Below are 20,415 nucleotides of genomic sequence, written 5' to 3' on the forward strand. Positions count from 1 at the left end.
GAACCGGGTTTTGAAAGACAAATTACACTTGAATTATATAATTCAAATCGTCTCCCCCTTAAACTAGTTAAAGGATGGAGAATTTGTCAGCTTGTGTTTGCAGAGATGGACCAATTTCTTAATCATCCTTACATAGAAAAATATTAGGGGAAGATAAACACACCAGGTAGTCGTAGTTTTCTAGATAAAGACGATGAAGGATTACGAAAGGAGAAGATCGGATGAAAGAACTTTTTACGATTGGAGAGATATCAAAACTATTCCATATGAAAATCTCCACTCTCAGATATTATGACGAAATTGGTCTTTTACGACCCCAGTTTACAGATGATAAGACCCATTACCGTTATTATTCAACCCAGCAATTCGAAAGACTAGATTCAATTAAATACTTAAGGGCACTAGGTGTACCAATAAGCGAGCTTTTAGAGTTTTTTAACTACCGGGACATTGATAACCTGATTGTGATGTTAAAAAATCAACAAGCTGAAATAGCTCAGAAAAAAATAGAGTTAGAAACAATTGAAAGGAAAATTTCTCAGCGTCTACTGCAGATTAACCATGCTATAAATACACCACTTGATACCATTGCTGAGGTGAAACTACCTGGTCGGCATGTAGCTTATCTTCAGCATGACTATAGCCCAAGTGAAGATATTGAATTTCCTATTTCAGAGTTACGTACTAATTTCAATCTTAAAACAAATATTTTTCTAGGGAAAATAGGCCTTTCCATTTCAGTATCTGACTTGTGTGCGGGGACTTTTAATAAGTATTCAAGTGTTTTTATGACAGTAGAAGAGGACGATGAAGTTGCATCTCCTACCACTGTTTTTCCTCCTAGAGAATATCTTCAAATCTGCTTTAAAGGCACCCATATGGATGCGCCTCCTTATTATAAGAAGTTGATGGAATATATAAGGGATCATCAATACAAACTGATTGATGATTCAATGGAAATAACCTTAATTGATTATGGCGTTACGAATGACTTAAATAAATATGTCACCGAAATATTATTGCCCTATAGTCGTTTGTGACATTCTATGTTCTAAAAATTAAAATCCCACTTGACCCTCCAGCTACTGGAGGGTTTAATGTTTTATTACGTTCTAAGTTATTTTATAAACAGAAAGGAGAACATACAATGTTTGGAACAATTTTCAATACACTCACAATCATAGTAGGGAGTGTTATAGGTAGTATCTTTAAAAAGGGAATAAAACATGAGTATCATAATATTTTAATGCAAGCTATGGGATTGGTAGCTACTGTGTTGGGAATTGATGCTGTCGTACATCATTTACCTTCGAGTAAGTATCCTGTACTTTTCATTGTAAGTTTAGCGATAGGAGGGTTAATTGGTCAAAAATTGAATTTAGAAGTAAGATTTAACAACTTGGTGAACAAATTTTCTAAAAGTAACCTAGCTGAAGGTTTGTCAACGGCCATTTTATTATTCTGTATAGGATCTTTGTCTATTTTAGGACCGATAGAAGCCGCTTTAAAAGAAGACTATACCTATTTACTTGCTAATGGAATATTAGATGGAATCACTTCTATTGTTCTAGCTTCAACCTTTGGTATAGGAATAGCTATTGCCGCGATTGTATTATTTATATGGCAAGGCTCTATTTATCTCATTACAATCTTGCTAGAAGGTGCTATTAATCATAGCCTGTTAAATGAATTGAGTATTGTAGGTGGAATACTCATTCTGGCATCAGGGTTAAATATCTTAGAAATTAAAAAGTTCAAAACCTTAAACCTTATTCCTGCTTTACTTGTTTCACCTGTTCTATTTTTAATTATTGAGTTATTTCCATTCTGATACTGATGAAGCTGAAAAGAAAGCGGAATAAAACCTAATTAATTTAATTTTAAAAAAGGGGGTGTAAGAACCAACTATATATACATTTAGTTTACATAGCCTTTTTATTAAGAAAGTAATACAAGCGCAAATTCGTTCAGTAACAACGAGGTTGCGCTTTTTTCTTTCTCATTAATTATACTTTTATGGGTAAATGAATTTAGTTTTGTAGAGATCTTCTAAATTAACTTTAACTTGCATTTTAAGCAACACTAATTTCTAGAACTATATCTAGTATAAGCCTCTTTAAGAATGTACTAAAAAACCCATCCAGTAAACAGTTATATATGAATAATCTGGGCTGGTAAAGATGTAAACAAAAGGAATGGTGTCAATGGATAAGAAACAGATAGTAGATACGCTTAATAAACTAGTGGAAGGTCAATACATGGGGATACATGCTTACGAAAATTTTATAAAAAATCTCGATTCCTCTTCTTCACTTCTTTCTCACTTTATTGAAATTCGTAAAGATCTAGAACATCATGCAGAATTGCTTTCAAAACGTGGTCAAGTACTAGACGGAATACCTAAAAGTAGTGAAGGAATTATAGGAAAAATAGAGCTTTTTATAAGCCAGCTATTTGATTCTTCTACTAGTGAACAAGATATTTTAAAACATGCTATTAAGGGACAAAATTTATATGGAATCAAAATGACTGAAGAATTAGTTTCAAATAAACTTGATGAGGAAAGAGTATGTCTCGTTCATGAAATATTACAAAAACAACGAGAGCATGTTGACTATTTAAAATACGAATTACATTCTAGAACTTCTTCTCAATGATTTCATTACATCATACTGTGTTTGAACTGCCAAGGAGCTTTTATTATAAGCCCCCCGTTTTTGAGGTTGATAACCTAGCATGGCTAACAACAGTGCTATTTGGAGATAAACCATACTTCTGGGAATAATACTAAGGGAATTTAAAGTTTTCCTCATTTTACTTTTGCTGTATTTTATCTATGTGTAACAAAAATATGAAATAGAATAGGTTAAATAATCTAAAAATTCTCAATAGTGTTTACTTTTTACAATCTCTTATGCTATATTTATTTACATATTTTGTATGTATTAAGGAGGTTTATGAAATGAGATTAACAGAAGTAGAGAAAGAAAAATTGTTAATTGTTGTTGCTGGTCAGCTAGCCCAAGACAGGAAAGAGCGGGGAATTTTATTGAATTACCCTGAAGCAACAGCCTATTTCACTTGCTATGTCATCGAAAGAGCTCGCGAAGGAAAAAGTGTTGAAGAGATTATGGAACTTGGTCGTCATGTGCTTAGTGTAGAAGATTTAATGGAAGGGGTTCCTGAAATGTTAGAGAGCATACAAGTTGAAGCCACATTTCCAGATGGTGTAAAGCTTGTGACAATCCATCAGCCAATACAAAAGGAGGGAAAAGCATGAAACCAGGAGCATTTCAAATAGCAGAAGGTACAATTGAAATTAATAAAGGCAAGCCTCAGTGTGAACTCATCGTGAAAAATATAGGATCACGCTCCATTCAAGTTGGTTCGCATTTTCATTTTGCAGAAGTGAATCGAGCTCTTTCATTTAATAGAGAAAAAGCGATTGGTATGCGCCTTGATATCCCATCTGGTACAGCAGTTCGAATAGAACCTAGTGAGGAGAAGAAAGTAACGTTAGTGGCATTAGGTGGTCGCAAAACTGTATACGGACTAAATGGTATAACGGAAGGATTTATCGACAAACGACGTAAAGAAAAAATGATAGAAAAACTAGAAAAGTATAGTGGTAGCACAAAGGAGGTTTTATCATGAGAATGTCTAAGAGACAATATGCAGCTCTCTTTGGTCCTACAGTAGGAGATAAGGTCCGACTAGCAGATACGGATTTATGGGTTGAAATCGAAAAAGACTGCACCGTGTACGGAGAAGAGGTCATCTTTGGTGGGGGAAAAACGATTCGTGATGGGTTGGGACAGAATGGACGATTAACAGCTAAGGAAGGAGCCCTTGATTTAGTGATCACAAACGTAATTGTGATTGATCATACAGGTATTATAAAAGCTGACGTTGGAGTGAAAAATGGGAGAATTGTAGGGGTAGGGAAAAGCGGAAACCCAGATATTATGGATAACGTTGACGCTAACTTAGTCATTGGGGCTGGTACTGAAGTCATCTCAGGAGAGGGAAAAATCTTAACAGCTGGTGGGGTTGACACTCATATTCATTTTATTTGTCCCCAACAAATGGATGTTGCCCTTTCTTCAGGTATTACAACAATGATTGGCGGTGGAACTGGACCAACTACAGGAAGTAAAGCCACAACGTGTACTTCAGGTCCTTGGTATATGGAAAGAATGCTTGAAGCTGCTGAAGAGTTCCCTGTAAATGTCGGGTTCTTAGGAAAAGGAAATGCTTCTCATAAAGCCCCTTTAATCGAACAAATTGAAGCTGGAGCAGTTGGTCTTAAGCTTCATGAAGATTGGGGATCAACACCTCGAGCAATTGAAACATGCATGGATGTTGTCGAGCAAGCGGACATTCAAGTCGCAATACATACAGATACACTAAATGAAGCTGGGTTTCTAGAAGATACACTCGAAGCCATTGGAGACCGTGTCATTCATACGTACCATATTGAAGGTGCAGGTGGAGGACATGCTCCAGACATTATGAAACTAGCTTCTTACTCCAACATTTTACCCTCTTCAACAACACCAACAATGCCCTACACAACAAATACAATGGAAGAACATCTAGACATGATGATGGTATGCCATCATTTAGATGCAAACGTGCCGGAAGATGTTGCTTTTAGTCGCTCAAGAATTCGCGCAGCTACGATTGCCGCAGAGGATGTGCTTCATGATATAGGAGCCATTAGTATGATGTCTTCGGATTCCCAAGCAATGGGGCGAGTTGGTGAGGTGATTATTCGCACATGGCAAACAGCTGATAAAATGAAAAAACAGCGCGGCGCTCTTCCAGGTGAACGGGGGAATGATAATGAACGTGCAAAACGTTACGTTGCCAAATATACGATTAATCCAGCTATTACACATGGAATCAGTCATGAAGTTGGTTCAATTGAAAATGGGAAGCTTGCAGACCTTGTTTTATGGGATCCGATGTTTTTTGGTGTGAAACCAGACCTTGTTTTAAAAGGCGGAATGATTGCAAGAGCTCAAATGGGAGACCCTAATGCTTCTATCCCAACTCCAGAGCCTGTCTTGATGCGAAGAATGTATGCGTCATACGGTAAAGCTAACTCTTCTACAGCCATTACCTTTATGTCACAGGCAAGTATTGAACGTGGTGTGCATGAAAAGTTAGGATTATCCAAAATTATTTCACCTGTACGCAACATTCGAAATTTAAGCAAGCTCGATATGAAGCTAAATGATGCTTTACCCCAAATTGAAGTAAATCCAAAAACATACCAAGTATTTGCCGATGGGAAGGAAATTTCGTGCGAACCTGTTAATCACGTTCCGTTAGCACAGCGCTATTTCTTATTCTAAACGCCTTCCAAGATAAACAAAGAAGCATAAGCGAAAAACTTATGCTTCTTTAGATTTTAAATCCCTAATCCAATTCAGAGAAGTTAATAAGGCACATGCTCTTGTCGCTCAAAGGGAATACACCTTATGTTTTTTCTTATTTGTGCCGGTTGTTATATATAAGAGTATAACTAATAGCAAGAACATATCTGTATAAAGCATGAATAGGGGATATGCCTCTGAAAGTTTATTTATGCCTTTACAAATATGGTTTTAATAGAAGTGAAAAACTCAATTGCAGCTTCTCCTTGCTCACGAGAGTGGGAGCTAGATTGTTTCATTCCGCCGAATGGGGCTTGCAGTTCAACTCCAGCAGATTCAGCATTAATACGTACGAGACCAGCATCCATCTCATTAATAAAAGAAAGAATGCGACCAATATTTTTAGTGAAAATGGAAGCACTTAGTCCAAATTTCACGTCGTTTGCAATTTGTAATGCTTCTTCTAAAGTCTCAACTTTGATAAGGGCAAGAACTGGACCGAAAATTTCCTCTTGAGCTATAGACATTTCATTACTAACATTTTCAAAGACAGTAGGTTCCACGAAGAATCCATTGACTAATCCTTCTTCCTCCATACGTTTACCTCCATAAATCAATGTTGCGCCTTCTTCTATTCCTTTCTTTACGTAAGAAAGTACTGTATTAAGCTGGTTCTCACTTGCACATGGCCCCATCCATACATCTTCTTCTAAACCATTGCCAATTTTTATTTCCTTTATCTTTTCAATAAGTTTATTTTTGAACGGCTCGTAAACTTCACTTTGGACGATTACACGGCTTGTAGCTGTACATTTCTGACCCGTAGAACGGAGGCCTCCACTAATAGTTGCTTCCACTGCCTGTTCTAAATCGGCGTCATTAGCTACAATTACTGGATTCTTTCCACCCATTTCTAACTGATATTTAGCACCACGCTCTAGAGCTCCTAGTCCAATTGACTTACCAACTGCATCAGACCCTGTGAATGTAATTCCATTAATATCTGGGTGATTAGTAATTGCTTGACCAATGATAGACCCAGTGCCTGTTACCATATTAATAGTACCCCTTGGAAGTCCAGCCTCATCAAAACATTCTATTACTTTGGCTGCGGTTACTGCAGCTTCTTGAGCGGGTTTAAGAATAACAGTATTTCCATAAATGAGTGCCGGCGCTATTTTCCAGATAGGAATTGCTACTGGGAAATTCCAAGGTGTGATAACACCTACAACTCCAAGGGGAGCACGAGTAGTGAACATAAGTGCCTCAGAATCTGATGAAGGAATCACGTCACCTATTTTTCTCATTCCTTCTCCTGCATAATAACGAAGGATAGCGACACCTCTAGCCGTTTCTCCTTTTGCTTCCAGAAATGTTTTTCCCATTTCACGAGTCATTGTTTCCGCAATTTCATCAATACGTTGCTCGAGTGCGTTTGCGACCTTATACAAATACTCTCCGCGGGCAGCACCAGATAGCTTTCCCCAGAAAACTTGTGCTTCCTTCGCAGCAAGGACAGCGTAATCTAAATCTTCTTTTTCAGACTGTTGTACATAACCGATAATTTCATGACGATTAGCTGGATTGATACTCGTCTCAACTTTTTGAATAGAAGCCATTACCCATTTACCATTAATATAGTTTAAATACGTTTTTTCGTCTGTTTTTACGCTCATCTTATATACCTCCATATTTCATGAAATAGTTTGCTTAATCCCGACATATTGAATGCCAAAGTCTTTATTACGGTTAATTTTATCGAAAATTCAGAAAAATAAAATCGGACCAGTGTTTTTCTGTATGGTTATTGTGCTATCTGATTTACTCAAACTAAAGTGTTATTTGGTAACTTTACACGATTTTTCAAGACACCAATATTAGAGATCTGAATTTCAATCTGATCGCCATCTAATAAGGTAAAGTCGTTTGATGGAATAATACATGTACCAGTTAATAATACAGTGCCGTCAAAAATTTTATTGTCGCGGATAAGGAAAGAGATTAATTCATCAAATTTTCTTTTTAACTGGTTAGTATTCGCTTTTCCCTCTACTATAAGCTCGGCATTGCGATAGATTCGACATGTGATGTTAAAATTGTAGGGGTCTTTCACGGACTCTGCAAGGAGAATTGCCGGTCCAATGGAACAAGAGTTTTTCCACATTTTTGCTTGCGGGAGGTAAAGTGGGTTCTCTCCTTCAATGTCACGACAACTCATATCATTTCCAATCGTATATCCAAGAATTTCACCATCTCGATTAATAACAAGGCCCAATTCTGGCTCAGGAATTTGCCAATTAGAATCACTACGGATGTAAACTTCCTGTCCTGGACCAACTGTACGAGCAGCGGTAGACTTAAAGAAAATTTCTGGACGTTCAGCCTCATATATCTTGTCATAGAAAGTAGTTGCATCAAGCTTTCCACCTGTTGCTTCATAGTTACGTGCATCGCGACTACGCTCATATGTAACACCGGATGCCCATACTTCTTCAGCTACAATAGGAACAAGTAACGATAAATCTTCTACAGAGTATTGAATAGGTTTTGACTTGGAGATGGTAAATTCTACAAAAGAAAGTGGAGAAACATTTTGTGCGTTTGCCTGTTGAATTAATTCAATTAATCCTTCTTGAGGAAGAGGGTATACTGTTCCCTCATTTGTAACAGCTGCTAGAATTGCTTGTGAATGCTCATTTAAATATCGGATAATACGCATAAAAATAGCCTCCTATTGTTTTATATTATAAAACTGAGTTTTTATATATGGACAAAAGAGAAGGGAACCATCTCTATGAAATTGGTATCCCATTTCCCATTTGTTCTGATAATTGGAAAGCTGTTTGTTTCAGTTGCTTACTAAAAGTCTCTAACTGAGCGTCATCCACACGAGCTATAAGTGTAGAAAGGCTAATAGCCGCAATGACTTTATTCTCATGATTTCGAATAGGTGCTGCAATACAGCGAACACCTGGCTCATTTTCCTGGTTATCAACTGCATACCCTTGAGATTGAACTTGTTGAAGCTCACGAAAAAATTCAGATTCATTTGTAATGGTAAATTCAGTTTGTTTAAAATAGTCATATTCATTTAGAATTTGTTTTATCTCTTCCTGGTCTTTAAAAGCTATTAAAGCTTTACCAACCGCGGAGCAGTGAAGGGGGATTCGTTTCCCTATTTTGGAATAAAGAATAACAGCCATAGGGCCTTCAACTTTATCAATATAAACTCCTTCTTTACCATCGAGTATAACTAAGTGGGCAGTCTGTCCGGTTTTTACTGATAAATCCATTAAGTATTTTTTTGATAACCCTCTAACATCTAAAGACTGAATGACATAGTTGCCTCTTTCAAAGAGCTTCATTCCCAATCCATACTTCCCATTTTCAGGGTTTTGACTGATATAGCCATGATTTAAAAGCGTTTTCAATAAAGAATGAACAGTACTTTTGTGAAGTCCTAACTGATTACTTATATCTGTTATTTTCAATTCTGTTGTATGCTCGTCAAACAGATCAAGAATACGAAGAGCACGATCTACTGATTGAATAACAGGCATGAATTCCACCTACTTGTTTTAAATTATAAAACTTGTTTTTATTATTACAAACTATTCTTGCAATTCAAATATAATACTATTTTTTTAAAAAAGTCAAGAAACATAATTAAATACTTGAATATCTTTCGGATAAAGAAAAACTCTAAAGAATTCATTTATAATTCTTATTCTACAAAGCAAAGTTATTAAGTCATACAATTATCTACGCAAGATTTATAAGAGTTAAAATCTTGATAGAAACTAGTATTTTTTAGAATTATACCCTCTATTTTTTTAAAACAATTAGATTCCTTTTTAGAATACTAATGTAGATATGAGTAAAATGTAGCGGTTTCTTGTAAGTAAAGTGAAATCTTACACTATAATTGTCTTCGTTAAATTAATTGACTTTTCAGAAAAAATATGATTATTATTAAATGGCAATAAAAGTTTAATATAGATAAACTTTGTTTTATATTATAAAACAAAAAGGAGGTTTATATAAAAAATATACAAAGATAGACAGTCTTAAGAATAGTTAATGTTATGGAATTAGCAGTAGGCAAGCATGATAGTAATTGCTATAAATATAGGTACAAAATTAACAGAAAGCTATGTAAAAGACATAAAGATACTTCTTTTTTGAAATGAAAAAATCTTATTAGAGGAGGAATACATATGTCATTGCAATCGATATTTGGCGAAGAGGATGTATCTCTTTATAAAGTTCAAACTCATTCAAAAGGGGCAGATGGTTCACTCCCACTTACATCAGAAATGTTGCTAGATTCACCAAGTGGTGACCTTTTTGGATTATCTCAAAATGTTGGAATGGGATGGGCACCTTCAAACCTACTAGGAAAACAAGTTTTAATCCTCGGTACTCAAGGTGGAATTAGGAATCATGATGGTACTCCAATTGCTTTAGGCTATCATACTGGCCATTGGGAAATAGGTTTATTAATGAAGGCATCAGCTGAAGAGATTAGTAGACAAGGAGGGGTTCCTTTTGCAGGATTCGTAAGTGATCCCTGTGATGGCCGTTCTCAAGGAACTACCGGAATGTTTGATTCTCTTCCATTTCGAAACGATGCAGCTATAGTTTATCGAAGATTAATTCGATCATTGCCTACACGTCGTGCAATTATTGGGGTAGCTACATGTGATAAAGGTCTTCCAGCAATGATGATAGCTTTAGCATCAATGCACGACTTGCCAACTATCATTGTCCCCGGAGGTGTTACTCTTCCCCCTACAAATGGAGAAGACGCAGGAAAGATTCAAACAATTGGGGCAAGATATGCAAACAACGAAATTACTTTACAAGAAGCTGCTGACCTCGGATGTCGTGCTTGTGCTACACCAGGAGGAGGATGTCAATTTCTTGGTACAGCTGGCACCTCCCAAGTCGTTGCAGAAGCTATTGGAATGGCTTTACCCCACTCTGCATTAGCCCCTTCAGGTCAGCCAATATGGATTGAGATGGCTAAGCAATCCGCACGTGCAGCTTTAGAATTGGAGAAGAAAAACATATCTACCAAAGATATTATTACGGACAAAGCGATAGAAAATGCTATGGTGATTCATGCGGCTTTCGGAGGTTCAACGAATTTATTACTTCATATCCCAGCAATTGCTCATGCAGCTAAGTGTAAGATACCCACTGTTGAAGATTGGACTAGAATCAATAAGAAAGTTCCTCGCTTAGTTGATGTACTACCAAATGGTCCTGTTGGTCACACAACGGTTAAGGTATTCCTAGCAGGCGGGGTTCCAGAGGTTATGCTTCATTTAAGAAAATTAGGTGTCTTGCATGAAGATGTACTAACAGTTACTGGAAAAACCCTTGGTGCAAACCTTGATTGGTGGGAAAAATCAGAAAGACGTGCAATGATGAAAAAACAATTGTTAGAAGCTGATGGAATTAATCCTGATGATATTATCATGGATCCAGTCAAAGCAAAAGAAAAAGGTCTAACTTCTACTGTTACATTCCCGAAAGGAAATATTGCTCCTGAAGGGTCAGTAATTAAATCAACTTCTATTGATCCATCTGTGGTAGGCGAAGACGGGGTGTATCGACATACAGGAAAAGCGAAGGTCTTTACTTCAGAAAAGGCAGCCATAAAAGCGATTAAAACAGGAGGGATTGAAGCAGGAGATATAATGGTTGTTATGGGCGGAGGACCTTCAGGAACCGGGATGGAGGAAACATATCAATTAACATCGGCATTAAAACATTTATCCTTTGGAAAACATGTCTCCTTAATTACAGATGCAAGGTTTTCAGGTGTTTCCACTGGTGCATGTATTGGACATGTTGGACCTGAAGCATTGGCTGGGGGAGCGATTGGGAAATTACGTGATGGAGATGTCATTGAAATCATGGTTGACCGCAATCAGTTAGTGGGTTCCGTTAATTTTGTTGGAACGGAGAACGAAAGACTTTCTTTAGAAAAAGCAACTAAAGTTTTGAAAGAACGTGACCTTCATCCAGACCTCACACCGGATCCTGGTCTTCCAGATGATACTCGTTTATGGGCTGCGCTTCAATCCGTAAGTGGAGGAACTTGGCGCGGAAATATCTATGACACAGATCGAATTATTGAAGTTCTAAAAGCTGGAGTAAAAGCATTAGGAGAAGAAAAAACGCTAGTTCAAAATTAATCTATTGTTGTACAACTTTAAAGCACATTTAAGACCTTGCTTTTTAAACTTTATAGTTTATTCTTCCGGTTTATTATGTAGTTAGGAGAATGTTTATAGGTGTACGTTAAAATTTTGTATGGTTTCAAATGAAAGCGGTTTCTACGGAACGTTTTTTCAAATAAATAAACTTTATAACTAGTAAACAAAATAGCATAAGCATCCTAGAGTTCCTAATTAAAATATAGGGTCAGCGTTTTAGTAAGTTTAACAAATAAAAATATTTTAATTATTTTTTTGGGGGTTTATTATGCCATTACTTATAGTAGTGATTGGGATTATTCTGTTGCTAATTTTGATTACTGGATTCAAATTAAATACATTTGTTTCATTAATTATTGTATCTTTTATTGTATCTTTAGCACTTGGAATGCCTCTAGGAAATGTTGTTACATCAATTGAAGGTGGATTAGGAGGTACACTTGGTCATATAGCTTTAATATTTGGACTTGGTGCAATGCTTGGTAGGTTAATTGCTGATGCAGGAGGAGCCCAGCGTATTGCAATGACCTTAATTAACAAATTTGGAGAAAAAAGAATTCAGTGGGCTGTTGTAGTGGCTTCGTTTATTGTGGGTATAGCCCTATTTTTCGAAGTAGGGTTAGTTTTATTAATTCCAATTGTATTTTCAATTGCGAAAGAATTAAGAGTTTCTATTTTACACCTAGGTATCCCTATGGCTGCAGCCTTATTAGCAACTCATAGTTTCTTACCTCCACATCCAGGACCAACAGTAATAGCTGGTGAATATGGTGCAGATATTGGATTAGTTTTACTTTATGGTATTATTGTCGCAATACCAACCGTCATTTTAGCAGGTCCTCTCTATACGAAGCTTGCTAAAAAAATTGTACCCCATGCATTTAACAAAACAGGTAATATAGCTTCTTTAGGTGAACAAAAAACATTCCAATTTGAGGAAACACCAGGTTTCGGTATAAGTGTATTGACTGCAATGTTCCCTGTTTTATTAATGGCTATATCTACAATTCTTGATATGTTTCAAAAATCAGTAAGATTTGAAGATAATACATTAATAGAAATTGTCCGTCTTATAGGAAACCCTTCGTCTGCAATGTTGATATCTTTATTTCTTGCATTCTATACAATGGGAATAGCAAGAAATACTCCAATAAAAGAAGTGATGGATTCTTGTACATCATCAATAGCCTCAATTGGTATGATGCTATTAATTATCGGAGGTGGAGGTGCTTTCAAGCAAGTACTAATTGATGGAGGAGTAGGGGACTATGTGGCAGAATTATTTAAAGGAACTTCAATGTCACCTATCATACTTGCTTGGTTAGTTGCCGCGATATTACGTATATCTTTGGGGTCAGCTACAGTTGCAGCTATATCTACTGCAGGATTAGTTATTCCAATGCTGGCTCAATACGATGCTAATTTAGCCTTAGTAACTCTCGCAACTGGAGCAGGTAGCTCAATTTGCTCGCATGTTAATGATGCAGGATTTTGGATGATTAAAGAATACTTTGGGTTAAGTATGAAAGAAACATTTTCAACATGGACCATACTTTCCACAATTACTTCTGTAGCAGGATTAGGGTTTATTTTATTATTAGATGCATCCTTAATTATCTCGGGAGCAGTAATCATCATCATTAGTATAGTAGCAATATATCTCAGTATGTTTGAGCGATCGAAGGATAAAACAAACGCTTTGGGGATATAAAGGCATAAAACTTTTTGAAAAATAAGGGGATAGTTTGAGACCAGTGAAAAAGTCTATTTAGAGAAAAAAGAGAAGTTGATAACCTACTATTAAGTAGAGAATCAACTTCTCTTTTTTATAATGTATTGACGAAAATGTCCGTTGCAACTTTTTCTATAATTAGTTACTGTAGCTGAACAAAAGATAGAAACAGAAAGAGCAAACCTACTGATCTTACTATTTTGGCTTTAATGCAAAAACTTCAGGGTAATTACAATTAATCTTTAAACCTACTGATATTGTTACTCTAAAAAAGGCAAGTGATCAATATAGAAAAGCAAATGTGAAATTCAAGCCTGTATTTGCCTGTTTAATAAAGTTCTCTAAAAGAAATCTTCTTCTCTACGAACTTTTTTATAGCAACTACTATAGATCTGTGGTAATTTCATCTACATTTTTTATAAATATCCTTGCTGCCCATTTCCGTATCTCTAATATTTATCAGGTTCTTCATAACCATCTCACTACAATAACAAGTCCCGTCTCCATATCTAAGAAAAAGAAGACATAAAATAAATGATTGTACTTTAATAAAAGCGAAAAACGTAAGGGGAAAAACGTTTAAACAAAATGAGAGGTCCCTCGTTAGATATACAGAAGATATATATTCAATTTAAGAAGGGGAAAAGAGGGCTTTTCCGGGCAATAAGGAGGGTTCTTTTTCTTTTATAAATAGCATATGAATAGCAAGGTATAAATTACGAATCCATGAATAATAAAGCTGTATAAAAACAGGTATAACAGGAGCGAAGTGCTAACAGTAAGGGGATTAACGTTTGTTGTTCATCTATAATTAAAGTCATTATTTTTGAGGGAGTGAAATTATGGGCGATAAACCTGGAGAAAAATTCAGCTATATTGACTATTGGGAAGAGAATTATTCAAGTGGAGGGAATTCAGGAAAAGGGTCTTACGGAGTTTTAGCACAATTCAAGGCGGATATAATTAATCAGTTTATAAATAAGAAACAAATTCACAAGGTAATCGAATTTGGATGTGGAGATGGAAACCAATTGAAATATATGAATTATCCTAACTACTTAGGGATGGATATTTCACCAACGTCTATAGATATATGCTCAAAGACGTTTGAAAAAGATGAGACAAAAAGTTTTCTCCTATATAATCCAAAGTATTTTATGAATAATGGATATTTCACAAGCGATTTAGTAGTGTGTTTAGACGTTTTATATCATATTACAAATGAAGATGATTTCTGGAAAACTTTAGATGATATTTTTTCTTGTAAAGCTTCTAATATTATTTTGTATACGAGGATTACTAAACCAGAAGAGTTTGTGTATGGGATTCCAACAATTCAGGATCGCGATATTTTAAGTTGCTTATCTAAATACGGAGACTACAAAGTCATGGAAATTATTGAGCAGAAATATAAAGAATTGTCAGGAGCAAGTTTTATTATCTTAGAAAAAGTTTAGCAATATGATTTATCCTCATCCAAAGGAGGAGAACGATGAGTATATTTACTTCAAGATTTATCCTTGAAACTGATCCGTATTCAAATAATTTTGTCTTTAACTTGCCGAATACCTGGGAGACTAGACCTCATGAATATGAGTGGGCAAAGAATTTTGCTGAGACTGAGGATATTGTATTAGATGCAGCCTGTGGACTTTCTCATCCATTAAAATTTTATTTAGCTGATAAATGCAAAGAAGTATACGCTTGTGATATTGATGGCAGAATTCTATCCAAATCCTCTATCCTTAAAGATATTGAGGATACTTATGGAACCGTAATTGACGACTCTTTTCTTAAACATTCTTTCAATCCTATACATTTTTCTCAGTCCTCTTTGACAAACCTCCCATATCAAAATAAGAGTTTTGATAAAATTTTCTGTATCTCTGTTTTAGAACATCTAAGTAAAGAAGATATGGAGCAAACCTTTAAAGAATTTAGGAGAACATTAAAAGATCAAGGCTTACTTATCGTTACCTTTGACTATCCTGCTATTAATTTAGGGGAGCTAAAGATACTGCTTGATAAGGTGAAATTGAAATTTCATGGTGATTACTCATTTGCTAAACCCTCTAATGTTTTAGTTTCAACAATATGGGGAGAGTTAAATTGTTTTAGAGCTGTGTTAATAAAAGATTAATATGAAGATTTTAGTATATAGATCATTTGTTAAAAAGATGGAGCGAGAGCGTAAAAATCATTTCTAATTTTGGGTTCACATAATGTATCTTGGGGGAAGTAAGAAAAGTCCAGATCCTTTGTCTAAAAGGGATCTGGACTTTTACTTTAAATATCGTCATTATCTTTATGTTTTGAGAAGCTTCAAGATTTGCACTAGAATCATCCCAGGTATTACGAAAATGTTCATGATTATGAGCGCAAACTACCGGATTTCCGCTAAACAAAAAAAGACCGGACGATTTATGCCCGGTTTCTATAAAAAACACCTTGCTTCATTTTGTTCAAGCTTGTGCACTTTGAATAAGGCAATAAGTCCAACGTCTATCATAGTTATTCGGATTATACGGAAACATCACTTTCAATCCGCTTCTTATAAACAAATTTGGAAATGGTGATACTCAATTCATACAGAAGCAGCAAAGGAACAATCACTAGAATATCTGAGATAAAATCAGGCGGAGTGATTAAAACTGACACAACAATGAGGGCAAAATAGGAGAGTTTCCTTGCTTTAGCTAATCTCATTGGATTAAGAATTCCAAGTCTCGTTAAAAACATTACGACCAAAGGCATCTCGAATAAGAAACCGAAGGGTAAACTCAAATGAAGCATGAAGCGAAAATATTCCTCCGCCGTAAACATTGTTTCGAATTGCCCAATAGACAAACTTGTTAAGAATCCTAATACGGTTGGGAACAGTACAAAATATCCAAAAGATATCCCCGTAATAAATAAAACAAATATCCCTGGGATAAAACTTAAAGTTACCATACTCTCTTCTCTTGTCAGAGCCGGCTTTACAAACCGCCATGCCTGATATGCAACTACAGGGATAGTGAAAGCTATCGCACATATAGTCGAGATAATCATATATACCCATAAAATATCACCTGGGCCCAAGATAGCTAATTTCCCATCAAGATCTCTAACTAACCAATTATACATATCCTCTACAAAAATAAATGCAGTAACAAGGGCAATGATAAAGGTAAACAAGATTTTAATAATCCTTTGACGAAGTTCATTCAAATGTTCAATAAGTTCTCCATGGTCGTTTTCCATGTCAGTTTCCTCCTTCTATCATATAAGTAGAACTTCCATAGGTGTGAGATAAAATAGAAATAGACGAGTTACCCCGTCTATATATTTATTATTTAATTACCGATTTCTCTTGCGGCTTTTCAACAGCTGTTAATTGAGGTTTTTTCTCTTCCTCTTTATCATCCTCATAAACTAATCCCTTTGTTGCACTCTTGAATTCGGTCAAAGTCCGGCCAAAAGCTCGCCCGATCTCAGGTAATTTCGAAGGTCCGAAAATTACAAGGGCAATGATAAGAATTAGAATCAAGCCTGGAATACCGATATTTTGAAACATCACTTAAACCCTCCATTCAAAAAGATTATTCTGCGCATAAGCTCTAGGGCACTTCTTTTCAAAGTTTTTTGCAACCTTAAAAAGGAGTATCATCTAGAACTTCTCTCTTGGTTGACAGTCGTAAGGACGTCGTTTATTTATGATTCTTTTCATATATTCCCAAAGCTGTTCATTTTTTATACGTAATTCAAAAAGTCCAAAAGTTCCATCCACATATTTTATGAATAAATGACAAAAGTATAGGTTTTTTCTACATACTTTAATCTAGTAATACATGTTTCTTATTACATAGGGAATCGTAAAATAAAGAATTAAAGATGACATAAATCAAGAAAGGGGAATGACCGTGAAGAAAAAGTGGTATCTTATCATGACAGGTATATTTTTATCCGCTTTGATGGTAGTGGGCTGTAATGCGAATCAGGATCCTAATCCTCCTCAAGACGATCAAAATCAGGTGGATAAAAATGCGGATGATGTTGATGAGATGAATGAACATATAGATGATACAACTGAAGATGTAGATAATATTAATGGTGATAAAGAAAACGAAATGCCATCTGGGGTTGATAGGGATCATACCACAGAAGAAGATGCAGTCCCAGATCCAGAAGATCCAGTAGGAGATCTAGAAGATTTGAATGATGAAAATAAGAGAGAGAATTAATAAAATGCTTTAATAGAAGCATAAAATAAAAAAGAAACTCTGATTCAGAGTTTCTTTTTTTATGATCTTGGCTATATTAAAGTCTCAAAAACCAGCATGGTTCTTTAACAAGGCCATAATTTTAGAAGTTGAATAAAAATAAAGGACGGGTCAAAAGAAGCAATAACTTATTCACTCTTATCCTTTACGTCTCTCCATATCAACATAAATCCCTCTACTACATTAATTTATTCGAAAAGTTGTAATATCTGTATTAATTTACCTGGAGATACCAATACTTTATTAATAAATGTAAAAATGGAGGAAATTACATGACTAATGAAAAAGATACCATAAATCACTCGCGCAGACGCTTTATAAAAAAGTCTGGTTTAGTGGTCGGAGGTACCCTATTAGGAACCTTTATAGGCACTAGTGTCCAGGGGAATAACCAACAGTCACCTCCTCCTCCAACAAGCGAAAAGAAAAATTACAACAGAGCTTTAAAATTTTTCACCCGTCGTGAGGATTTTGATACGCTAAGCGCTGCTACTGAACGCATTTTTCCTGAAGATGAAAATGGACCAGGAGCTATTCAATTAGGCGTTCCTTATTTTATTGACCATGAGTTGGCAAGTGGATATGGACATAATGATAGAGAATATATGAAAGGACCTTTTTTCTTAGGAAGTGAATTTCAAGGTTACCAATCACCCCTCAAACGACGTGACCTTTTCTTAAAAGGGCTTCGTAAAATTGAGGAGGTCAGTAAAAATGATTATAATGCTTCCTTTGTCGATCTGAAGGATGAACAGCAAGATGAATTGTTAACTAAGTTCGAAGAAGATAAGGTGGAGATGAAAGGCGTAAAGGCTTCGTTTTTCTTTAACACGTTAATATCTGCCACTTTTTCCGGTGCTTACGCCGATCCCCTGTATGGCGGAAATGCCGATATGGAAGGTTGGAATATGAAAGAATTTCCAGGCGCCCAAATGAGCTACTTGAATGAAATCGAAGAAGAAAAATTTATAAAAAAAGGACCAATCGCATTAAATGATCATATGTAAAGGAGAAAGTCTATGGTTACAAAATTGGACAAGGTTGATGTTGTAGTAGTAGGTATCGGTTGGGCAGGGGGCATTATTTCTGCAGAACTGGCAAAACAAGGCTTAAAAGTCGTTGGCCTTGAACGAGGAAAATATAAAACAACTGAAGATTACCAAATGGTGCATGATGAGTATCGATATGCTGTTCGTTATGAGTTAATGCAAGATCTGTCGAAAGAAACCATTACTTTCAGAAATAACCCAGATGAGCAGGCATTACCGATGAGACAGCTTGGAGCATTTCTTCTTGGAACTGGAGTAGGTGGAGCGAGCACCCATTGGAATGGGGATACGTGGCGTTTTCTTCCATATGATTTCGAACTGAAGTCAATGACCGAAAAAAAATATGGGAAAAACAAGATTCCTAGCGAGTATACCATTCAGGATTGGGGCATTACATACGACGAATTAGAACCTTATTATGATAAATTTGAAAAAACAGCTGGCACAAGCGGTGAAGAGAGCCCTCTTGGACCACCAAGAAAAAATCCATATCCTAATCCGCCAATGAAAACTACACCAATGCTGGAGCTTTTTACAAAGGCTGCTAAAAATCTTGGGCTCCATCCGTTCCGTCTTCCATCAGGTAATCTTTCACAAACATACACAAATCCAGATGGTCAAACCCTAAATCAGTGTCAATATTGTGGATTCTGCGAAAAATTCGGTTGTGAATACGGAGCAAAATCTACTCCGGTTGTGACGGTCATTCCGACAGCTGAAAAAACTGGTAATTTTGATTTACGCCCATATTCCAACGTAACGGGTATTATTCACGATGGAAAAAAGGCTGCTGGAGTACGCTATGTAGATGTCCAAACAGGAGAAGAATTTGAACAGCCAGCAGATGTAGTTGTTTTGACAAGTTATACAATGAACAATTCTAAGTTATTGCTGTTGTCTGAACTTGGCCGCCCATATGATCCAAAAACCGGTGATGGTGTGATCGGTAAAAACTACTGTTACCATATCACTGCAAAAGCAACAGGCTTCTTTAAGGATAAATATAATGCTTCAATGGGAGCAGGAGCTCTCGGTGTAACAGTGGATGACTATAACGGTGATTTCTTTGATCACACTGATTTAGATTTCATTCATGGTGGGTCGATTTCAATTAAACAATTAGGTAAACGGCCAATTTTAGAAAATGCTGTTCCTAAAGGAACTAAAGTCTGGGGAAAAGAATTTAAACAACAATCCATCAAGTACTATAACCGCTCTATTGCTGCTTGGGCTCAGGGAACTTCTTTGCCACATCGCAATAATTATATTAGTTTGGATCCGACCTATAAAGACGCATATGGACTCCCACTGACCCGATTGACCTATGATTTCACTGAACACGATGCTAAAATTTTTCATTTTCTTACCGACAGAATTGCGGAAATTATAGAAGAAATGGGCCCGGAATTAGTCGAGAAAGGGGAAATAAGTGAGCACTTTGATATCGTACCAGGATGGAATGACCATATCACTGGTGGAGTTATCTTAGGAGACAATCCAGAAACATCTGCACTCAATAACTATCTCCAAATGTGGGATGCAGAGAATGTTTTTGTCATTGGTGCGTCTGCTTTTCCACATAACGGAGGCTATAACCCTACAGGAACAGTAGGTGCATTGGCGTATCGGGCTGCTGAAGGTATTCAAAAATACTTAGAAAAAGGCGGGCAACTTGTGAAAGCTAACCTCAAAAATAAGCTTGCATAACATAAAGAAAAAAGAAGCGACAAAGGACAAGGAACCATTAACTTTTGGCTTAATGGT

General features: G+C 36.1%; 18 protein-coding genes and 1 pseudogene. 14 read left to right on the forward strand and 5 right to left on the reverse strand.

Annotated elements, in window-relative coordinates:
- Window positions 1–9: 9 nt before the first annotated feature.
- The 7 genes and pseudogenes from ACK3CR_RS01480 to ureC form a co-directional block, all read left to right on the forward strand.
- Window positions 10–147, forward strand: a pseudogene (locus tag ACK3CR_RS01480) (dCTP deaminase domain-containing protein); the annotation flags it as partial.
- A gap of 74 nt (window positions 148–221) precedes the next feature.
- The gene (locus ACK3CR_RS01485; RefSeq protein ID WP_243509635.1) at window positions 222–1,040 is read left to right on the forward strand and encodes a MerR family transcriptional regulator; all 819 of its coding nucleotides are present in this window, start codon (window positions 222–224) and stop codon (window positions 1,038–1,040) included.
- Window positions 1,041–1,147: 107 nt separating this feature from the next.
- On the forward strand, window positions 1,148–1,831 hold the full coding sequence (locus tag ACK3CR_RS01490; protein WP_243509633.1) for a DUF554 domain-containing protein: 684 nt from the start codon (window positions 1,148–1,150) through the stop codon (window positions 1,829–1,831).
- A gap of 373 nt (window positions 1,832–2,204) precedes the next feature.
- A complete protein-coding gene (locus ACK3CR_RS01495) occupies window positions 2,205–2,657 on the forward strand; it encodes a ferritin-like domain-containing protein (RefSeq protein WP_488974611.1) in 453 nt (150 codons plus the stop codon).
- Between the two features lie 305 nt (window positions 2,658–2,962).
- A complete protein-coding gene (ureA, locus tag ACK3CR_RS01500) occupies window positions 2,963–3,280 on the forward strand; it encodes an urease subunit gamma (RefSeq protein WP_488974612.1) in 318 nt (105 codons plus the stop codon).
- The gene (gene ureB / locus ACK3CR_RS01505; protein WP_488974613.1) at window positions 3,277–3,654 is read left to right on the forward strand and encodes an urease subunit beta; all 378 of its coding nucleotides are present in this window, start codon (window positions 3,277–3,279) and stop codon (window positions 3,652–3,654) included. Before ureA ends, ureB begins: the two co-directional genes overlap by 4 nt.
- Window positions 3,651–5,360, forward strand: coding sequence for an urease subunit alpha (gene ureC / locus ACK3CR_RS01510; RefSeq protein ID WP_488974614.1), 1,710 nt, complete (start codon window positions 3,651–3,653; stop codon window positions 5,358–5,360). The genes ureB and ureC overlap by 4 nt, the downstream gene beginning before the upstream one ends.
- 230 nt (window positions 5,361–5,590) lie before the next feature.
- Here ureC and gucD read toward each other — a convergent pair whose 3' ends face one another.
- The 3 genes from gucD to ACK3CR_RS01525 all read right to left on the reverse strand — a co-directional run bounded on the left by gucD (window position 5,591) and on the right by ACK3CR_RS01525 (window position 8,941).
- Window positions 5,591–7,057: an alpha-ketoglutaric semialdehyde dehydrogenase GucD gene (gene gucD / locus ACK3CR_RS01515; RefSeq protein WP_488974615.1), complete on the reverse strand. Its 1,467-nt coding sequence runs from the start codon at window positions 7,055–7,057 to the stop codon at window positions 5,591–5,593.
- A gap of 149 nt (window positions 7,058–7,206) precedes the next feature.
- Entirely contained in the window at window positions 7,207–8,100 is an 894-nt protein-coding gene (locus ACK3CR_RS01520) for a fumarylacetoacetate hydrolase family protein (RefSeq protein WP_488974616.1), read from the reverse strand.
- Between the two features lie 73 nt (window positions 8,101–8,173).
- The gene (locus tag ACK3CR_RS01525; protein WP_488974617.1) at window positions 8,174–8,941 is read right to left on the reverse strand and encodes an IclR family transcriptional regulator; all 768 of its coding nucleotides are present in this window, start codon (window positions 8,939–8,941) and stop codon (window positions 8,174–8,176) included.
- 657 nt (window positions 8,942–9,598) lie between these two features.
- Here ACK3CR_RS01525 and ACK3CR_RS01530 point away from each other — a divergent pair.
- The 4 genes from ACK3CR_RS01530 to ACK3CR_RS01545 all read left to right on the forward strand — a co-directional run bounded on the left by ACK3CR_RS01530 (window position 9,599) and on the right by ACK3CR_RS01545 (window position 15,480).
- The gene (locus ACK3CR_RS01530; protein WP_488974618.1) at window positions 9,599–11,587 is read left to right on the forward strand and encodes a YjhG/YagF family D-xylonate dehydratase; all 1,989 of its coding nucleotides are present in this window, start codon (window positions 9,599–9,601) and stop codon (window positions 11,585–11,587) included.
- A gap of 289 nt (window positions 11,588–11,876) precedes the next feature.
- Window positions 11,877–13,319, forward strand: coding sequence for a GntP family permease (locus tag ACK3CR_RS01535; RefSeq protein ID WP_328124575.1), 1,443 nt, complete (start codon window positions 11,877–11,879; stop codon window positions 13,317–13,319).
- An 863-nt stretch (window positions 13,320–14,182) separates the two neighbouring features.
- Window positions 14,183–14,797: a class I SAM-dependent methyltransferase gene (locus ACK3CR_RS01540; RefSeq protein WP_328124576.1), complete on the forward strand. Its 615-nt coding sequence runs from the start codon at window positions 14,183–14,185 to the stop codon at window positions 14,795–14,797.
- A gap of 35 nt (window positions 14,798–14,832) precedes the next feature.
- Entirely contained in the window at window positions 14,833–15,480 is a 648-nt protein-coding gene (locus ACK3CR_RS01545) for a class I SAM-dependent methyltransferase (protein ID WP_488974619.1), read from the forward strand.
- 380 nt (window positions 15,481–15,860) lie between these two features.
- On the opposite strand, the gene tatC is transcribed toward ACK3CR_RS01545, so the two are convergent.
- The gene (gene tatC, locus ACK3CR_RS01550; protein WP_243509607.1) at window positions 15,861–16,583 is read right to left on the reverse strand and encodes a twin-arginine translocase subunit TatC; all 723 of its coding nucleotides are present in this window, start codon (window positions 16,581–16,583) and stop codon (window positions 15,861–15,863) included.
- A gap of 88 nt (window positions 16,584–16,671) precedes the next feature.
- A complete protein-coding gene (gene tatA, locus ACK3CR_RS01555) occupies window positions 16,672–16,896 on the reverse strand; it encodes a twin-arginine translocase TatA/TatE family subunit (protein ID WP_019394379.1) in 225 nt (74 codons plus the stop codon).
- Between the two features lie 346 nt (window positions 16,897–17,242).
- On the opposite strand from tatA, the gene ACK3CR_RS01560 reads away from it, so the two are divergent.
- The 3 genes from ACK3CR_RS01560 (at window position 17,243) to ACK3CR_RS01570 (ending at window position 20,358) form a co-directional block, all read left to right on the forward strand.
- Window positions 17,243–17,563, forward strand: a complete 321-nt coding sequence (locus ACK3CR_RS01560) for a hypothetical protein (protein ID WP_243509605.1) — start codon at window positions 17,243–17,245, stop codon at window positions 17,561–17,563.
- Between the two features lie 311 nt (window positions 17,564–17,874).
- On the forward strand, window positions 17,875–18,609 hold the full coding sequence (locus ACK3CR_RS01565; protein ID WP_243509603.1) for a gluconate 2-dehydrogenase subunit 3 family protein: 735 nt from the start codon (window positions 17,875–17,877) through the stop codon (window positions 18,607–18,609).
- A gap of 12 nt (window positions 18,610–18,621) precedes the next feature.
- On the forward strand, window positions 18,622–20,358 hold the full coding sequence (locus tag ACK3CR_RS01570; RefSeq protein ID WP_480380646.1) for a GMC family oxidoreductase: 1,737 nt from the start codon (window positions 18,622–18,624) through the stop codon (window positions 20,356–20,358).
- Window positions 20,359–20,415 lie beyond the last annotated feature (57 nt).

Source organism: Priestia sp. TRM10, from assembly GCF_057808375.1.